Origin of the sequence: Embleya sp. NPDC059237 (assembly GCF_042754105.1) — a bacterium.
GTDB lineage: Bacteria > Actinomycetota > Actinomycetes > Streptomycetales > Streptomycetaceae > Embleya.
The window spans coordinates 72,682-89,278 of record NZ_JBHZAE010000008.1; the positions used below are offsets into that span (position 1 = coordinate 72,682).

The window sequence follows — 16,597 nt, forward strand, 5'->3', positions numbered from 1 at the left end:
TCACCACATGTTGCGGTTACGCCACAACGATCACTCCACCGCGTGACGGCGCGCCCTTTTCGCACCCGGGTTCGGGCTCCGCGGATCGGGCTGTACGGGTCGACTGTACGGATCAGGCTCTGGGCTCGGCGTGTTGGCAGGTGTCCACCAGCGTGCGGACCAGGTCCGCCACGGCGGGCAACCACGGCCCGCCCGCCGTCGGATCACCCGACGGCGCCGGTGGTCGGGCCCAGCGCAACTGGCCGCCCTGCACCCGCGACGGCGGCAGCGCGAGATAGCCGCCGTCGCCGTGGAAGCGCAGGGTCGAGGGCACCATGCCGTACCGATCGAGCCCGTATCGGTCCAGCAGGTCACCCAGTTCGCCCAACTCGTAGGGCTCGACCAGGAACGCGTAGCGGCCCGGCGCGGCGACGACCGGTCCGGTACGCACACCGAGCCGGGCGAGTTGGTCGAGCGAGCGGGCACCGGCTTCCGACGGCACACTCAACGCCGCCACCCGCCCACCCGTCGCCAGGATCACCGACGCGTCCGGTGACTGCTGCCACCACCAACGCGCCATGCGTTCATCACAGGTGGCCGCGAGCAGGGGAGGTTCACCCGGATGGGCGCCCGGCACACGGCAATCGGTCGCACCACATCGACACACGCCCGACCAGCGGTCGTATCCGACGCCGGGAACCACGGGCCAGCGCCATCTCGCACACGTCAGCACGGCCGACATCAATGCGGTGCGTTCCCTCCGTCGTCTTCCGAGGATCTCGCGCAGCATGCGCTCGTTCCTTTCCGTGAACGTGGAAGCACTATGCGTGATACTCAGGTACTCCGCAGCCGACCATGACGAGGCCGCTTGGCGGCACATGGCGCGAGGTGGCGCAGGGGTGGCGAATTACGGCGCCCGGTACGGGTGTTGCCCTCGCGAATCGGCCCCGAGGCGGGAGATGGGGGCTCCCGAGCGGACCGTTGTGCCATCCGTTGCTGCGGTTTGCGCTGCGGTTGGGTCGGTTGGTCTCTGCCTGCGCCGGCACCGCGTCCGAATCGACACCGCGCCTGTTCCAGCACTCCTCACCGAGGACGACGAACGGCCGGCCCTCGGAGGTTCCGCAGATGTCACGAGACCGCGATCACAGGATCTCCTGGAGCATACCCGCGATGTGGCTCCCTTCCGTTGTACCCCCATCCCCTCGGACCTTCACGCCGCCGCGCCGCGGCGTTGGGCAGTACGGGTGGAACCCGTGTCATCCGGATCAATGGCGAGCGACTCGTAGGATCACGCCATGGCGGAGCACACGACCGGCACATCGACCGGCGACACGGCCGTGGTGATCCCGGCATACGACGAGGCACGGCGGATCACGGCCACGGTCGAGGCGGCACGCTCGATCACGGGCGTGGATCTCGTGGTGGTGGTGGACGACGGGTCCGCGGACGACACGGCCGGGCTCGCCCGGGCGGCCGGCGCGGTGATCGCCCGACACGGCCGCAATCGCGGCAAGGCCGGGGCGATGGAGACCGGCGCCGCCGTGGTCGCCGCGATCGACCTGCGCGAGGGCCGGGAGCGCCCGCGTCACCTGCTGTTTTTGGACGCGGACCTGGAGGGTACGGCCGCCGCCGCGGCGGCGCTGGTCGAGCCGGTGCGGGCCGGCGGGGCGGCGATGACCATCGCGGTGTTGCCGCCGCAGGCGCGGGCCGGCGGCGGGCACGGGTTCGTGGTGCGCGCCGCCCGCGACGGGATCGCCCGGGCCAGCGGGTTCGCCGCGACCCAGCCGCTGTCCGGGCAGCGCTGTCTGACCCGCGAGGCGTTCGAGGCGGCGCTGCCGCTCGCGGACGGGTTCGGCGTGGAGACGGGGCTGACGATCGACCTGGTCCGCAAGGGGTTCGCGGTCGAGGAGGTCGAGGTCGAGTTGCACCACCGGGTCACCGGCACCGACTTCGCCGCGCAGCGCCATCGGGCCCGGCAGTACGCGCACGTGGCCCGCGCGCTGGCCGCGCGGGGCGCGGCCGGAGCGCTGCCCGGGGCGATCCGCGGGCGTGGCTGAACCGGTGACCGCACGGCGCACCCAGGCACGTCGGCCGTCGATGTTTCACGTGGAACACCCGTTTGGGTGTATCGCGCTGGGCCTGTGCGCGCTCGCGGTCGGCCTGCTCGTGCTGACCGGGCTGCTCGGGCCCTCCGCCGCCCAGCCACCGCTGCCGGGCGGGCCGTCGTGGTTGCCGCCGTATCGGTTCACCGCCCGTCCCGCCGCCGGTACGGTCACCGGCCTGCTGCTCGCGTCGGCCCTGCTCGGCGCGCTCGGCCTGGGTCTGGCGCTGCGCGAGCTCCGGCGCGGCTGGGCGCCGGATCCGGGTCGGCTCACCGTCGGCGGAGCGGCGGCCGCGCTCGCGGTGGTGTGCGTGCCGCCGATGGGGTCGGCCGACCATCTGGTCTACGCCGCGTACGGCCGACTCGCGGCCACCGGCGGCGACCCGTATCGGGACACCGCCGCAACGCTGGTGCGCGACGGGGATCCGGTCGGGCGCGCGGTCGAGGCACCCTGGACGGACGTGCCGTCGGTGTACGGGCCGGTGGCCACGGCCGAGCAGTGGCTCGCCGCCCGGCTCGGCGGCTCCTCGGTGCACACGATCGTGCTGGTGCTGACCCTGCTCGGCGCGGCGACGTTCGTGCTGACCGGGCTGCTGCTCCAGCGGGCGGCCGGCGCCGATCGGGTGGCCCGGGCGCGGGTGGCGATCCTGTGGTCGGCCAATCCGCTGCTGTTGTTCGTCGCGGTGGGCGCCGGCCATCTGGACGCGTTCGCGCTGGTGTTCGCGGTGGGCGCGCTGCTCGCGGTGCGCCGCTCGCCCGTGCTCGCGGGTGTCCTGGTCGGCCTCGCCTGCGCGGCGAAGGTGTCGCTCGGGTTGTACGTCCTCGCTCTCGCGTGGGGCCTGCGCGGGCGTCCGCGCGCGCTCGCCGCGCTGCTCGGCTCGGCGCTCGCGGTGGGGGTGGCGACCTATCTGCCGGTCGGGCTCGGCGCGTTCGACCAGCTGCGGGAGAACACGAAGCTGGTCTCGCTCGCGGTCCCGCTGCGGCTGGTGCTCAAGCCGATGGAGTCCGCCTTCGGGCACGACCCGGCGCGCTCGCTGATCGGGCTGCTCGGCTGGGTGCTGGGCGCGCTGGTGGTGTGGTTGCTGGCCCGCACCGCCGCCCGGGCCCGGCCCGCGGCGATGGACGCCGTCCTGCGCGACAGCGCCGCCGCGGCCGCGTTGTTGTCCCTGGCCTGGCTGCTGACCACCCCGTACAGCCTGCCCTGGTACGACGTGGCCGCGTGGGCGCCGCTGGTGCTGCTGGCCCCGTCCGCGCTGGACGGGCTGCTCCTGGCCCGCACCACGCTCCTGGTGTGCGCCTACGTCCCGGGCCGGGTGGTCCCGCTGCCGGACGTGGTGGACACCCTCCAGCGCACCGTGCGCGGCACCGTCGGCCCGTGGGCGGGCGCGGCGATCCTGGTCGCGGTGGTGCTGGTCAGTCGACGCGCGGGCGGGCCTCCACTGCCGCGATCACCGCGATCGCCAGCGGTGCCGCGATCGTGAGCGCGACCGCCGGGATCTGGATGCCGGAGTCGTTCACCGCGTAGCCGACCACCGCGGTCACCCAGCACGCGATCAGCGTCGAGCGCAGCCACGGCACCGCCGCGAAGGCCCGGGCCAGGGCCGGCGCGCGCCACTTGAGCGGATCACGCACGGCGAGCACGAGCAGGACGAACGCCACCGGGATCAGCAACGTGAACGGCGTGGTGAACGAGTGCAGGTTGCCCATCACCTTGCGGTGGAGCGTGTCGCCGGCGGCGCCGTCGATAACCTCCTGGACGAAGCGGCCCAGGTGCGAGCGGCTCGCCGCCGGGCGCAGCCAGTCCAGCACCGCGATGACACCGATCACCACGACCGCGCCGAGCGCGACCAGGCCGACCCTGCCCCAGGAGATCCGGGTGCCGGTGAGCAGCAGGCCGAGCACCGCCAGGCCGGGGATCAGCGCGAGCACGCCACCGAAGTCGCTGCCGAACGCGGGCCATCCGTCGGCCAGGACCGCCACCGCCCCGACCACCGAGAGCACCACGACCGCCGCCCGCCGCCGGCCGGCCGCGAGCAGGTGTGCCGTGGGCCACGCGACGGCGAGCACGACGGCCATCGCGAAGATCGTCCAGGCGACGTTGCCGAAGCCGTAGAACCGGCCCGCGACCAGCGGGGACAGCCCGAACAGGGTGTTCATCTGGAGCGGTGAGCCGAGCATCACGTCGCCCGCCAGGATCACCGCGGTGGCCGCGGCGACCGCGCCGGCCGGGCCGTACGGATGCCGGCGCCACGGCCCGAGCAGCGCGCCGGCAGTCAACGCGGCGGCGAACGCCACGGTGAGCCCGAGCAGCGCCCACGCCGGGTCGCCGCTCTTCTCCCACGGCACCAGACCGACCAGGAAGGACCCCCCGGGGATGGCGCCGAAGAACACCCCGATCCCGGTCGCGGCGCGTATCACCGCGGCGCGCGCCCGGGTGCGCCCTCGGCGGCCGAACCGCACGGCGAGCCACAGCGCCACGGCCGCGCAGACGAGCGGCAGCAGGGTGATCCAGGTGAAGAAGTACCAGACCTCGCGCACCGTGCGCGACGCCTGCGCGCCCACGTCGAACAGCCCCAACTCGTCGATCGCGCTTTGCCCGGAGGGTCCGGAGACGCGCGTGTACACCGCGCCGACCAACTCGCTCGGCGCGTCGATGCCCAGCGGCGCGAGCAGGCTCGGGGCCAGGTCGGTGAGCTGGACCATGCCGTCGTCGCGGGTCGAGGTCGCGGTCAGGTAGCCGGAGTCGAAGGCATGACCGGCCGAGGTGCCTGGGCCCGACACGAGCAGTGCGCGCAGGTGCGGGGTGCCGGTGTCGTCGGCGAGGCCGGCCACCACGAGTTGGGTGCGCGGCGGCAGCAGGGCGGCGATCCGGCCCACCTGCGCGTCCACCGCGCGCAGCCGGTCGGCGCGCGCGATCCCGGGGCCGGTCAGGCCGCCGAGGTCGACCAGGGTCAGCGCGGAGCGCTCGATCAGGGCGGTGTCCACCGCGGCCGGGTCGGGCCGGTAGTCGGCGCGGACGCGACCGGCCTTGTCCGCGCTCGCGTAGGCCGCGCCGGGGCCGACCGCGGTGACCGCCCCGCCGTGCTCGGCGACCGAGGCGGCGAGTTGCCCGAACCGGGGGTTGTAGCCGAACGAGTCGTTGCGCTTGACGATCGCGCGCATGTTCGGCACGGTCGCCGACCCGTCCGGGGCGAGCGTCGGCGGCAGCGGCTCGGCACACGGCTCGGCGCTCTTCGCGCTGGTGCGGTTGTCCGTCGAGCGTGCCCCCGCGCCGGTGGTGAGCCACCCGTCGACGGGACACGCGCGCGGATGCACGGTTCGTACCGACATCGCGGCCGAGGTCGAACGACCGGCCAGCGCGGCCAGCGCCGGGGTGCCCCGGCCGTCGATGTCGGCCCAGCTCAGCCCCGGGATCCCGAGCAGGACGACGTGGTCGGCGCCGGCCGCGCGGGCCGGCGCGGCACCGGCCTGCGATGGCAGCGCCACGAGCGCGATCAGCGCCGTGAGCGCGGCGAGGCCCCACCGGACAGGGCCTGGCAGCAACCGGAGGGGACGAGCGATCACGGGTGCTGCTCCTCGACGTACGCGGCCTACACGGGGATGAATGGTCGCCCCAGGCTATGCGTCGCCGTCCGCCGCCACGCTCAGGGCAGCAGACCGGCCGTGTACGCCGCCGCGGTCGCCGCGCCCATCACCACCTTGACCGGGCGGCCGAGCGTGGCCGCCGCTGCGGCCACGTCCTCGTATTCCGGCTGGGCATTGACCACCCGGCCCTCGAACATCGCGGTCTTGACCCGCACCGGCAGGCCCTCCACCCGGACCGTGCCGAACTCGCGGTCCAGGGCCCGCTTCGCCACCGGCACGATCCGCGCGCCTATCGTCGAGGTCTCCACGAACACCGTGTGCAGCGCCGCGTCCACCCGATCCGCCGGGACCAGGACACACAGGGTGTGCGCGGGCCGGCCCTTCTTCATCAGGATCGGCACCAGCCACGCGTCGCCGGCACCGATCGCGAGCAGTTTGCTCAGCACCGCCGGCCACAGGCGCGGGTCGAGGTCGTCCACGTTCGTCTCGATCAGCACATCCTCGCCGGCCGGCCGCTCCCGCTCGACCGCGTAGCGCTCGCCGAGCACGACCCGCAGGATGTTCGGCACCTCCTCGACCCGCCGACTGCCCGCACCGGTCCCGTCGGCGGTGATCCGCAGCGCCGGCAGCGGCCCCCAGGACCGGCAGACCGAGGTGATCAGGGCCGCCCCGGTGGGCGTGCACATCTCGTACGGCGCCGGGCCCGCGTAGACCGGGGCTGCGGCCATCCGCATCAACTCCAGGACCGCCGGCACCGGGACCGGAAGCACCCCGTGCGCCGCCCGCACGCTGCCGCTGCCGAGCGCGACCGGCGAGCCGACCGCCTCCTCGATCCCGAGCGCGTGGAGCGCAGTGCACGTACCGACCACGTCGGCGATCGCGTCGAGCGCGCCGACCTCGTGGAAGTGCACCTCCTCCGGCAGGCACCGGTGCGCCCGGGCCTCGGCGCGCGCGAGCCGGTCGAACACGTCGTGCGCGCGCTCGTGCACGGGCTCCGGCAGATCGGCACGGTCGAGCAGCACCCGCACGTCGTGCCAGGTGCGGTGCACGTGGGTGTGCACGGTCTTGACCCGGGCGCGGGTGGCCGCGATCCCGTGTCGATCGGTGCGCTCGGCGGTGATCAGGATCGGTTCGACGCCCACCGCGTCGACGGCTTGCTGGACGGCCTCCAGCGGGGCGCCGGCGTCGATCAGGGCCCCGAGCAGCATGTCGCCGCTCGCACCGGCCTGGCACTGAAACCATGCGATGGCCAAGCGGATACCTCCCGTCGCCGCCACTTTCGCAGCCATCGGGAGGTCCTGCCGGAAAAACGGTGAAGCGACCGAAAGCGACCGGTTTCTTGCCCTTGACGGTGCATTTTGCCGCGTGGTTGGCGGCGCGCCCGAAATTCGTAATCCCGCCGAATATTCGGATACCGCCTACGGCGTCGCGCCGCCTCGTTTCGGACCGGCGGCGCGCGCGACCCGGGCGGCGAACACGCCCGCGCCGAATCCGTTGTCGATATTGCACACCGCGACCCCGGGCGCGCACGAGTTGAGCATCGCGAGCAGCGCGGCCAGTCCGCCGAAGGAGGCGCCGTAGCCCACGCTGGTGGGCACCGCGAGCACCGGTACCGAAACCAGGCCCGCCACCACGCTCGGCAGCGCGCCCTCCATGCCCGCGACCACCACCAGGCAGTCCGCGGCGTCGAGTTCGGCGTGTACCGCGAGCAGCCGGTGGATGCCGGCCACGCCCACGTCCTCGATCCGCTCCACCTCGGCGCCGAACAGCCGCGCGGTGAACGCGGCCTCGCCGGCGACCGCCACATCGGAGGTGCCCGCCGAGACGACCCGGACCAGGCCGCGCGTGGCGGGCGGCTCGCCCACCGCGACACACGTGCCGCTGTCGTCGGTGTACGCCTCGCCGGGAAACGCCGCGTACACCGCGTCGACCACGGCGGCCGACGCGCGCGTCGCGAACGCCGGACGCCGGCTTGCCGCACGCAGCCGGTGGAACAACGCGACGGTCTGCTCCGGGGTCTTCCCGGCCGCGAAGACCACCTCGGGGTCTCCGGTGCGCAGTTCCCGGTGGGTGTCCACCCGGGCGAAGCCGAGATCGGCGAAACCCGCCGTCGGCGCCCGTACGAGGTCGTCGAGCGCCTCGTCCACGCCCGCCTCCCCGGCGGCCACGCGGTCGAGCAGTTCCCTCACCTCGGCCCGGTTCACTGCCCCGATCGTAGCCCTGGACCCGAACAGCCCTGCCACGCCCACCCGTTGCAGCCGCGCCGGCGGCCGGTCAGGAGACCGGGACCAGCGCGTCCTTGCGCCAACGCAGCGTCTTCTCGAAGCGCAACACCGCACCGCGCCGGGGATGGTTGCTCAGTTGCACGTGATCGGTCATCGCCCGGATCAGCATCAGGCCACGACCGTTCTCCGCGCCCGGACCGGCCATCGCCGGCAGGCCGCGCAGGCGCTCCACGGGGAACCCCGGGCCGCCGTCGATGATCTCGACCCGACAGCAGTCACCGGTGATCCCGGCCCGGATCTGGTATTCCGAATACGGTCCGCCCCGGGCGTGCTCCACGACATTCGCGCAGGCCTCGGACAGGGCGAGGCCGATCTCCATCGCGATCTCGCGATCCACCCCCGCCGTCTCCATCGCGCCGACAAGAAGTCTGCGCGCCATCGGCACGCTCGCCGTATCCCGTGGCAGGTGGACAGTCCACCTCATGTCCATGAGCGGCCTTTCGACATCTCCGGAACTGCGGCCGAATCCGGCCCACCGCATCGACGGGCAGGCACACCTGGTTTTATTGCCGCCGGTCGGTCCCGGTATGCGCACCTCACGCGATCGGTCGTCAATACGCTGTAAAGACGATTCGTTCGGCCGCATCGCGCGGACCTCGCGGGCCGTCGGGGTCGGGCTCGGCCGCCCGTCGGGGCGGACGGAAAGTTTTCGGCCCCGGGGTCGAAGGCGCGTCGCGCGATGAGACGATGGGGCGTCATGCAGGCCGTGTCCGTACCTTTCCGCGCCGTGCGCGCCGCCGTGTTCTCGGCGGTCTGCGCCGCGCTCGCGGCATGCGGTCACGCGTGGATGTCGACCGCGCCGCTGCCGCTGTGGGCGCCGGTCGCCGGCTTCGGCGTGGTGTTCGTGTCGGCCTTCGCCGGCGCGGGCCGACAACGCTCGTTCGGCTCGATCACCGCGCTGCTCGCGGTCGGCCAACTCGCGCTGCACACCCTCTTCACCTATGCGGCCGCCGCCCGGGCCGCCGGCACGGTCGGCGCGGGCGGCTCGACGTCGAGCGGTCTGCTCGACCGGCTCCTGTGCGGGCCCCGGGACTCGGCCGGGCACGTCCTGCTGCCGGCCGGCTGGACGCCCGAGGCGATCGTGCGCAGCACCCGGGTGGATCCGACGCTGCTCGCGAGCGAACCGGCCGGCGGACACCACCACATGTCCGGCTCCGGGCCGATGTTGCTCGACGGCGGCACCGGCATGTTGTGCGCGCACCTGGTCGCGGCGCTGCTCACGGGCTGGTGGTTGCGGCGCGGCGAGGCGGCGCTGTTCGCCCTGATCACGCTGGCGTCGGCGCCGCTGCGGGTGGTGCTCGCGGTGCTGTTCGGCCCGGTCGTCCCGGTCGCCGCGACCCCGGGCCTGGCCCGGCGCACCGGTGCGGCGGCGGACCCGGCCACGAATCAGATTCTGCTCCGGCACGCGGTGACCCGGCGCGGGCCGCCGGTGGAGTACGCGCTCGCCTGCTGATCCCGCCCACCGGGTGCCGGATCGGCGGTGGCGCGCGTCCGCCTTCCCGTCGTCCCCACCCGTACCGCGGGGTGCCCTCGTGCGCCCGCGGCCGGATCATCCATGGAGCAGACATCCCATGACCATGTCCATCACGCGTCGCCGCCTGTCCGTGATCGCGGCCTCGGCCGGCGCCGGTGTGCTGCTGTTCGCCGGCTCCGCCGCCGCGCACGTGAGCGTGCAGCCGGGCACCGCCGACCAGGGCTCGTACGCCAAGGTCGCCTTCCGGGTCCCCAACGAGCGCGACGACGCGGGGACCACCAAGCTCGAGGTCACCCTGCCCGCCGACAAGCCGCTCACCTCGGTGCAGACCAGGGCGATGCCCGGCTGGAAGGCCGAGGTCGAGAAGACCAAGCTGACCACCCCGATCGACAACCACGGCAAGCCGCTCACCGAGGTGGTCTCCAAGATCACCTGGACCGCGGACGCCGGCACCCGGGTCAACCCGGGCACGTTCGAGGACTTCGAGGTGTCCATGGGCAAGCTGCCCACCGACACCGACAAGCTGGTCTTCAAGGCGGTGCAGACCTACGACAGCGGCGAGGTGGTGCGCTGGATCGACCTGGCGGGCGCCGACGGCAAGGAGCCGCAGTACCCCGCGCCGGTGCTCAAGCTCGCCGCCAAGACCGGTGCCACGGCACCCGCCGCGGCACCCGCCACCGCCCAGGCGACCAAGCCCGCCGACGGCAAGGCGAGCGTCGCCGCGGTCGCCGAGGACAACAGTGACGACTCCACTGCGCGCACCCTGGGCGTGGTCGGCATCGTGGTCGGCGTGCTCGGCCTGGGCGCCGGTGTGTTCGCCGTCCTGCGCGCGTCGCGGCGCCCCGGCTCGGCCTGATCCTCGCGGTCCCGCCGCGGACCGCGGTCGCCACCGCGGTCCGCGGCGGAGAAGTCCCGGCCCGGGTCGCCCCGCACGGATGTGCTCCGTGCCCGCGACCCGGGCCACCGGGCCCGCGCCGACGCCGGACGCGTCGGGCACGAGCCCCCGGCAGCAACGACCTGGAGAACGATGAGCAACGCAAGCAAGTCCCTCGGCCGGGGCCGCCGCACCGGTCTTCGCCTCGCCGCCCTGGCCGCGGCCGGGCTGCTGCTCGCCACGGGCTGCAACGATTCCGGCAAGAGCGACAGCGGCGCCCCGGTGAAGGTGCGCGAGAGCAAGTCCAAGTACAAGGGCATCGCGGTCGACCCGCCGTGGACCAAGCCCGAACTCACGCTGACCGACACCTCGGGACAGCCGTACGACTTCCGGGCCAAGACGGCCGGGCGCACCACCCTGCTCTACTTCGGCTACACGCACTGCCCGGACGCGTGCCCCACCGTGATGGGCGACATCGTGCGCGCGCTCGGCAAGTTGCCCCCGCAGGACCGGGCCACGGTCGACGTGGTGTTCGTGACCACCGATCCGGAGCGGGACACCCAGGCGGCCCTGCGCGAATGGCTCGACTCGCTGGACAAGTCGTTCGTCGGGCTGACCGGCCCGTTCGACAGGATCCAGGCCGCGGCCCGCCAGGTCGGGGTCTCCATCGAACCGGCGACCACCGGCCCCGACGGCAAGGTCGTCAGCACCCACGGCACCCAGGTGATCGCGTTCGGCCCGGACAACCAGGGCCCGGTCATGTACAGCGCGAGCAGCGGGCTGACCCCGGACGGCACGCCGAACGGCAACTCGTCCGACGACTTCGCGCACGACCTGCCCCTGCTGATCCACCCCGAGGACACCAAGAAGTGAAGCTCTTCCCCCTCCCCCGCAAGGCCGTCCCGCTCGCGGTCGGCGGTGTGCTGGCGCTCGGGATCGGCGGTGTGCTGGTGGCCTGCGCCGACTCCGGCTCCTCGTCGTCGGCCAAGACGGACGACCGCAAGACCGCCGCGGGCGCCGCCCAGGGCGCGCCCCGGCTGCGCATCGTCGACCCGTACATCCCGCAACCCTCCTCGGCGGACGTCGCGGCGGGCTACCTGATCGTGCAGAACGACGGCGACACGGCCGACCGCCTGCTGTCGGTGGCCAGCCCGCTCTCCGGCGAGGTGATGCTGCACCAGACCAGCGGGAACTCGATGCAGCACGTGCCGGGCCTGGACGTGCCCGCGCACGGCAGGGGTGTCCTGGCCCGCGGCGGCAACCACATCATGTTCATGAATCCGAACAAATCCGTGAAGAAGGGCGACACCGTGCCGCTCACGCTCACGTTCCAACACACCGGGCCGGTCACCGTGCAGGTGCCGGTGCTCGGAGTGACCGAACGGCCCGGCGACGCGCCGGCCCCGGGTGCGTCCGCGCCGGGCGCATCGGAGGCCGGCCCGCCCGCTGCGCCGCCCGCTCCGGCGACGGGCACGCCCGCGGAAGACCACACGGGTCATGCGGGCCACTGACCCGGCCGGGCGACCGGTCCCGGCGTCGACCCCGGCCCCGATGCGTGGCGGGGGCGGCCGGCGGGTGCTCGCATGGGTGCTCGCGCTGCCCGTGCTGCTCGCCGCGCTCGTGCTCGGCGGCGCCGGGGCCGCGTCGGCGCACGCCGTCCTGGAGTCGTCCAACCCGGCGTCCGGGTCGACCCTGACCGCCGCGCCGGCTTCCGTCACGCTGAGGTTCAGCGAGGGCGTGGAGATCGGGCTCGGCGGGGTCAAGGTGTTCGACCCCGGCGGCACCCGGGTGGACAACAACCAGACCAAGCACGGCCCCGACGGCGACACCACCGTGGTCGCCCCGCTCCGGGGCGGCCTGCCGACCGGCACCTTCACCGTCGCCTGGCGCGCGGTCTCGGCCGACTCGCACCCGATCTCCGGCGCGTTCACGTTCAACATCGGCCAGGCCTCGGGCGGGGTGAACGTCGGCGATCTGACCGACGACGGCTCCACCGCGACCGACGTACTGGAGCGGGCCGCGACCGGGGTCGCGTATCTGTCCTTCGCGGTGCTCGGCGGCGCGGTGTTGTTCCTGCTGATCGCCCGGCCCGCCGCGATGGGTCGGTTCCGGGTCTGGCTGCTCGTGTCCGGCGCGTGGGGCGGGCTGTTGCTGTCCTCGCTCGCGGTGCTGATGCTGCACGGCCCGAACGCGTCCGGGCTCGGTCTGTCGTCGGCGTTCGACGCGGACGTGTTGCGCGCCACGCTGGACACCAAGCTGGGCAAGGCGATCGCGGCGCGGGTGTTGCTCCTGGGCGCCGCCGGCGCGCTGCTCGGCTGGTTGATCGCCTCGCTCGCGGACGCCTCCGTGCGCACCCGGCGGATCGTCGTCGGCGGCTGGGCGGTGTTGTGCACCGCGATCGCGATCACCTGGCCGATCGCCGACCACGCGTCGGTGGGCCGTCAGGTGGAGCCGGCGATGGCCGCGGCCGTCGTGCACCTGCTGGCGATGTCCACCTGGCTGGGCGGGTTGGCGATGGTGGTCACGCTGGTGGTGCGACCGGGCGATCCGGCGCCGGGCACCGGGCTCGACGTGCCCTCGGTACGGGTCTTCTCCCGGACCGCGTTCGTATCGGTGTGCGTGCTCGTGGCCACCGGGTTGTACGCGGCCTGGCGGCAGGTGGGTTCGTTCGCCGCGCTGTTCGACACCACGTTCGGCCTGCTCCTGGTGTTCAAGGTCGACCTGGTGCTGCTGATGCTGGCCGGTGCCTGGGTCTCCCGGCGCTGGCTGATGCGGCACATCGAGGCGACGGCCGGCCGATCCCCGATCGGCAAGGGCGCGGCGGGCGGCCCGAAGTGGGCGGTGTTGCGCAAGGCGGTGGTGATCGAGGCCGCGCTGGCCATCGCCGTGCTCGGGGTCACCACGGTGCTCACGGACACCGAACCGGGCCGCACCGCGCACGAGCGCAAGCAGGTGGAGGCGGCGGGGCCGGTCAGCCGCAGTGTCCCGTTCGACGCCGGCGGCGCGGCGGGCAAGGGCAGGCTCGACATCACCGTCGACCCGGCCCGGGTCGGTCCCAACGAGTTGCACATCTACCTCGCCGACCCGATCGGACAGATCCGCGAGGTCGAGGAGTTGACCGTGTCGATGGCACTGCCGGGCAAGGGCATCGACGGCGCCGACGTCCAGGTGCGTCGGGGCGGTCCCGGGCACTGGCTGGGCGATCTGTCCATGCCGATGGCCGGTCGCTGGGAGTTGTCGTTCGCGATCCGTACCTCCGATGTCGACCGGATCACCGTGACGGTGCCCGTGGAGGTCAGGTGAGGCACGTACGCCGGATCCTGCTGCTGTGCGTCGGGGTGTTGCTCTGCCTGGCGCCGGCCGGCAGCGCGGTGGCGCAGGAGTTGTCCGGCCAGGGGCCGAGCAACTTCCACACCGTGATGACCTCGCCGGGCGATCTCGCGCCGGGCCTGACGGTGCGGGTGATCGAGAACGGCGCGCGCATGCAGGTGCGCAACACCGGTCCGCAGGACGTGATCGTGCTCGGCTACATGAGCGAGCCGTTCCTGCGAATCGGCCCCGACGGGGTGTTCGAGAACCGCCAGTCCCCGGCCGTGCCGCTCAGCAGCGAGCGGTGGGGCTCGGTCGACGAGAAGTCGAACCTGCAACCGACCGGGGCGCCGCAGTGGCACCGGATCTCCGCCGAGCCGGTCGCGCGCTGGTACGACCAGCGGGTGCACTGGATCGTGCAACAGCGGTTGCCACCACGGGTGATGGCCGATCCGGACCGGGCGCAGAAGGTCCAGTCCTGGACCGTGCCGATGCGGATCGGCGACCGCGAGGTGGCCGCGACCGGCGAGTTGCGCTGGGTGCCGGGGCCGAGTCCGTGGCCGGGCATCGTCGGCTCGATCGGGCTCGCGGCGCTGGTGTTCGCGGCGGCGTGGCTGCCGCCGGTCCGGCGCCGGGCCCTGCTCGGCTACGGCCTGCTCGCGGGGGTGGTGGCGGCGGCGAGCGTGCTGCACCTGGCCCTGGTCGCGGGCGTTCGGGCGGGCGGGGCGGGGGCATGGGCGACCGCCTTCCTCGACGGCAACCTGCTGCAACTGTTGTCGAGCGCGGTGGCGTTCGCGGGCGCGGTGCTGCTGGTGCGGCGCCGGATGGGCGGGGCGTGGTTGGCCGCGCCGGCGCTCGGCGTGCTGGCGTTGCGGGTGGCCGGGTACGACCTGCCGGTGTTGTGGCGTTCGTCGTCGCCGTTCGTGGGCGGCATCGGGCTCGATCGCACGCTGACCGTGCTGGTCCTGGGCGCCGGGCTCGGCACGGCGCTGGCCCTGGTCGTGGTGGTACGGCGCGGATCGCACCGGGCGGTGCCGGCGGGCGCAGGAGCGCCGGTCGACTCCGTCGAGTCGGCCGAATCGGCCGTGCCGACGACGAACGTGTCCGATGCGCCGGTCGGCGCGCGCGGCGCGGTGGAAGACGTGGTGGAACCTGTGAGGGACGACGTGATGAGCAGCTCCCGAAATCGAACGAACGATTCCTCCGATCGAGCGAGCGGGTCGCCCGACGGAGCGGACCCGTCCGCCGAGCGAGCGAGCATCGGCGCGCACGTCTCGCGGCGTCGTTTCGTCGGTGTCGCGAGCGCGGCCGGCGCCGGCGGCCTGGTGGTCGGCGCGACCGGCGGCGCGGTGGCGTTCGCGGGCGAGTCCGGCGACGACGGCGGCCCGGCGATGACCCGGCTCGGTGCCACCGTGGTGCCGTTTCACGGGAAACATCAGGCCGGCATCACCACCCCGGCCCAGGCCAAGGCGGTCTTCTTGGCCTGGGACCTGGAGCCGGGTGCGGACCGGGCCGCGGTCGCCGCGCTGATGCGGCGCTGGTCGGACACCGCCGCGCGGCTCACCGCCGGGCAGTCGGCGCCGGACGACGACCAGGTCGCGGCGGACGCCGGGGCCTGCTCGTTGACCGTCACCTTCGGATTCGGCGCGGGCCTGTTCGACAAGCTGGGCCTCGCCGCCCGACGACCCGCGGCGCTCAAGCCGCTGCCGCCGTTCCCCGACGACGCGTTGGATCCGGCCCGCAGCGACGGCGACCTGTTCGTCCAGGTGTGCGCGGACGACGGCCTGGTCGGCTTCGGTGCGGTCCGCGCGTTGCAGAAGGCGGCCAAGGGTGTGGCCCGGATCCGCTGGCAGATGAACGGCTTCGCCCGCTCGCCCGGCGCCACGGCCAAGCCGATGACGCACCGGAACCTGATGGGGCAGATCGACGGCAGCAACAACCCCAAGCAGTCCGACCCGAAGTTCGACGAGAAGGTCTTCGTCGGTGCGGCCGGGACCGAGCAGAGCTGGCTGGTCGGCGGCTCCTACGTGGTCTTCCGCCGGATCCGGATGTTGCTGGACGCCTGGGACGGCATCGACAAGGCCCATCAGGAGCGGGTGATCGGTCGGAGCAAGGACACCGGCGCGCCGCTGACCGGCGGTGGCGAGCACAGCGCGGCGGACTTCGGCAAGCGTGGTCCCGACGGCGAGTTGGTGATCACCGCCAACGCCCACATGCGCGTGGCGGCGCCGGAGTTCAACCGGGGCGCGACGATGCTCCGCCGCGGCTACTCCTACCACGACGGCTTCGGCACCGACGGCGCGCCGGACGCGGGGCTGCTGTTCGTCGCGTGGCAGCACGACCCGGACGACGGCTTCGTACCGATCCAGCGCAAACTGGCCCGGGGCGACGCGCTGTCCCCGTTCCTGCGGCACGAGGCGAGTGCGATCTTCGTCGTCCCGCCGGGGTGCGCCCCGGGCGGATACGTCGGTCAATCCCTGTTGGAGGGCTGATGCCGAGGCGTGCGGAGCCGATGCCGAGGCGGCGTCGCCGGTGGGTCGGGGCAATCGCCCTGCCGTTCCTGCTCGCCGGCTGCGGGAGTTGGGGCGCGGAGGGCGGGCCGGGCTCCTACATGAGCGAGGCCGAGGCGACCGCCGCCGCGTCCGAGGGTGTCGCGGCGCTGGGCGCCGACGGTGTGCAGCGAATCGTCTTGCGGGTGGACGACAAGCTGCGCTTCTCGCCGTCGGTGATCCGGGCCCGGACCGGGCCGCTGGTGATCACCCTCGCGGACACCGGGATCACCCCGCATCAGATGATCCTGCCCGGCGGTGCGCCGGTCGCGCCGTCGGAGGGCGGCACGTCGCAGGACATCAAGCTGAGCTTCGGCAAGGCGGGTTCGTACACCTTCAACTGCATGTATCACGTGGGCAGCGGCATGGCGGGCACGATCGAGATCACCGAGTAGCCGCATCGCGCCCACGGATGGGCCGTTTCGCGGCGCCGCGGCCGGG

The 16,597-nt window shown here is 73.6% G+C and carries 14 protein-coding genes; 9 read left to right on the forward strand and 5 right to left on the reverse strand.

All coding sequences use genetic code 11. The features are described from left to right. Window positions 1-112: 112 nt before the first annotated feature. Window positions 113-859 carry a bifunctional DNA primase/polymerase gene (locus ACFXKZ_RS25095; protein ID WP_380003230.1) on the reverse strand — a complete coding sequence of 249 codons (747 nt, stop codon included), beginning with the start codon at window positions 857-859 and terminating at the stop codon, window positions 113-115. Window positions 860-1,274: 415 nt separating this feature from the next. Here ACFXKZ_RS25095 and ACFXKZ_RS25100 point away from each other — a divergent pair, with 415 nt between their 5' ends. Both ACFXKZ_RS25100 and ACFXKZ_RS25105 read left to right on the forward strand, forming a co-directional pair. Then, on the forward strand, window positions 1,275-2,036 hold the full coding sequence (locus tag ACFXKZ_RS25100) for a glycosyltransferase family 2 protein (RefSeq protein WP_380003231.1): 762 nt from the start codon (window positions 1,275-1,277) through the stop codon (window positions 2,034-2,036). Between the two features lie 49 nt (window positions 2,037-2,085). Beyond that, window positions 2,086-3,561 carry a hypothetical protein gene (locus ACFXKZ_RS25105; protein ID WP_380003232.1) on the forward strand — a complete coding sequence of 492 codons (1,476 nt, stop codon included), beginning with the start codon at window positions 2,086-2,088 and terminating at the stop codon, window positions 3,559-3,561. On the opposite strand, the gene ACFXKZ_RS25110 is transcribed toward ACFXKZ_RS25105, so the two are convergent. The 4 genes from ACFXKZ_RS25110 to ACFXKZ_RS25125 all read right to left on the reverse strand — a co-directional run bounded on the left by ACFXKZ_RS25110 (window position 3,494) and on the right by ACFXKZ_RS25125 (window position 8,374). Beyond that, on the reverse strand, window positions 3,494-5,644 hold the full coding sequence (locus ACFXKZ_RS25110; RefSeq protein WP_380003233.1) for a hypothetical protein: 2,151 nt from the start codon (window positions 5,642-5,644) through the stop codon (window positions 3,494-3,496). The genes ACFXKZ_RS25105 and ACFXKZ_RS25110 overlap by 68 nt on opposite strands. Before the next feature lie 80 nt (window positions 5,645-5,724). Continuing rightward, entirely contained in the window at window positions 5,725-6,954 is a 1,230-nt protein-coding gene (gene larC / locus ACFXKZ_RS25115; RefSeq protein WP_380003234.1) for a nickel pincer cofactor biosynthesis protein LarC, read from the reverse strand. A 129-nt stretch (window positions 6,955-7,083) separates the two neighbouring features. Continuing rightward, window positions 7,084-7,869: a nickel pincer cofactor biosynthesis protein LarB gene (larB, locus tag ACFXKZ_RS25120; protein ID WP_380003235.1), complete on the reverse strand. Its 786-nt coding sequence runs from the start codon at window positions 7,867-7,869 to the stop codon at window positions 7,084-7,086. Window positions 7,870-7,939: 70 nt separating this feature from the next. Continuing rightward, window positions 7,940-8,374 (reverse strand): ATP-binding protein, encoded by a 435-nt coding sequence (locus ACFXKZ_RS25125; protein ID WP_380003236.1) that lies wholly within the window; start codon window positions 8,372-8,374, stop codon window positions 7,940-7,942. Between the two features lie 255 nt (window positions 8,375-8,629). Between ACFXKZ_RS25125 and ACFXKZ_RS25130 the strand changes: the two genes are divergently transcribed. From ACFXKZ_RS25130 to ACFXKZ_RS25160, 7 genes are all read left to right on the forward strand, one after another. Further along, on the forward strand, window positions 8,630-9,403 hold the full coding sequence (locus tag ACFXKZ_RS25130; protein WP_380003237.1) for a hypothetical protein: 774 nt from the start codon (window positions 8,630-8,632) through the stop codon (window positions 9,401-9,403). 118 nt (window positions 9,404-9,521) lie between these two features. Continuing rightward, window positions 9,522-10,280, forward strand: a complete 759-nt coding sequence (locus tag ACFXKZ_RS25135) for a YcnI family protein (RefSeq protein WP_380003238.1) — start codon at window positions 9,522-9,524, stop codon at window positions 10,278-10,280. 171 nt (window positions 10,281-10,451) lie between these two features. Further along, on the forward strand, window positions 10,452-11,171 hold the full coding sequence (locus ACFXKZ_RS25140; protein WP_380003239.1) for an SCO family protein: 720 nt from the start codon (window positions 10,452-10,454) through the stop codon (window positions 11,169-11,171). Continuing rightward, window positions 11,168-11,809 carry a copper chaperone PCu(A)C gene (locus ACFXKZ_RS25145; protein WP_380003240.1) on the forward strand — a complete coding sequence of 214 codons (642 nt, stop codon included), beginning with the start codon at window positions 11,168-11,170 and terminating at the stop codon, window positions 11,807-11,809. Before ACFXKZ_RS25140 ends, ACFXKZ_RS25145 begins: the two co-directional genes overlap by 4 nt. A 40-nt stretch (window positions 11,810-11,849) precedes the next feature. Beyond that, entirely contained in the window at window positions 11,850-13,601 is a 1,752-nt protein-coding gene (locus ACFXKZ_RS25150; RefSeq protein ID WP_380003241.1) for a copper resistance protein CopC, read from the forward strand. A 1,175-nt stretch (window positions 13,602-14,776) separates the two neighbouring features. Beyond that, on the forward strand, window positions 14,777-16,099 hold the full coding sequence (gene efeB / locus ACFXKZ_RS25155; protein WP_380003528.1) for an iron uptake transporter deferrochelatase/peroxidase subunit: 1,323 nt from the start codon (window positions 14,777-14,779) through the stop codon (window positions 16,097-16,099). After that, window positions 16,099-16,551 (forward strand): hypothetical protein, encoded by a 453-nt coding sequence (locus tag ACFXKZ_RS25160; RefSeq protein WP_380003242.1) that lies wholly within the window; start codon window positions 16,099-16,101, stop codon window positions 16,549-16,551. The genes efeB and ACFXKZ_RS25160 overlap by 1 nt, the downstream gene beginning before the upstream one ends. The last annotated feature ends 46 nt before the right edge of the window (window positions 16,552-16,597 follow it).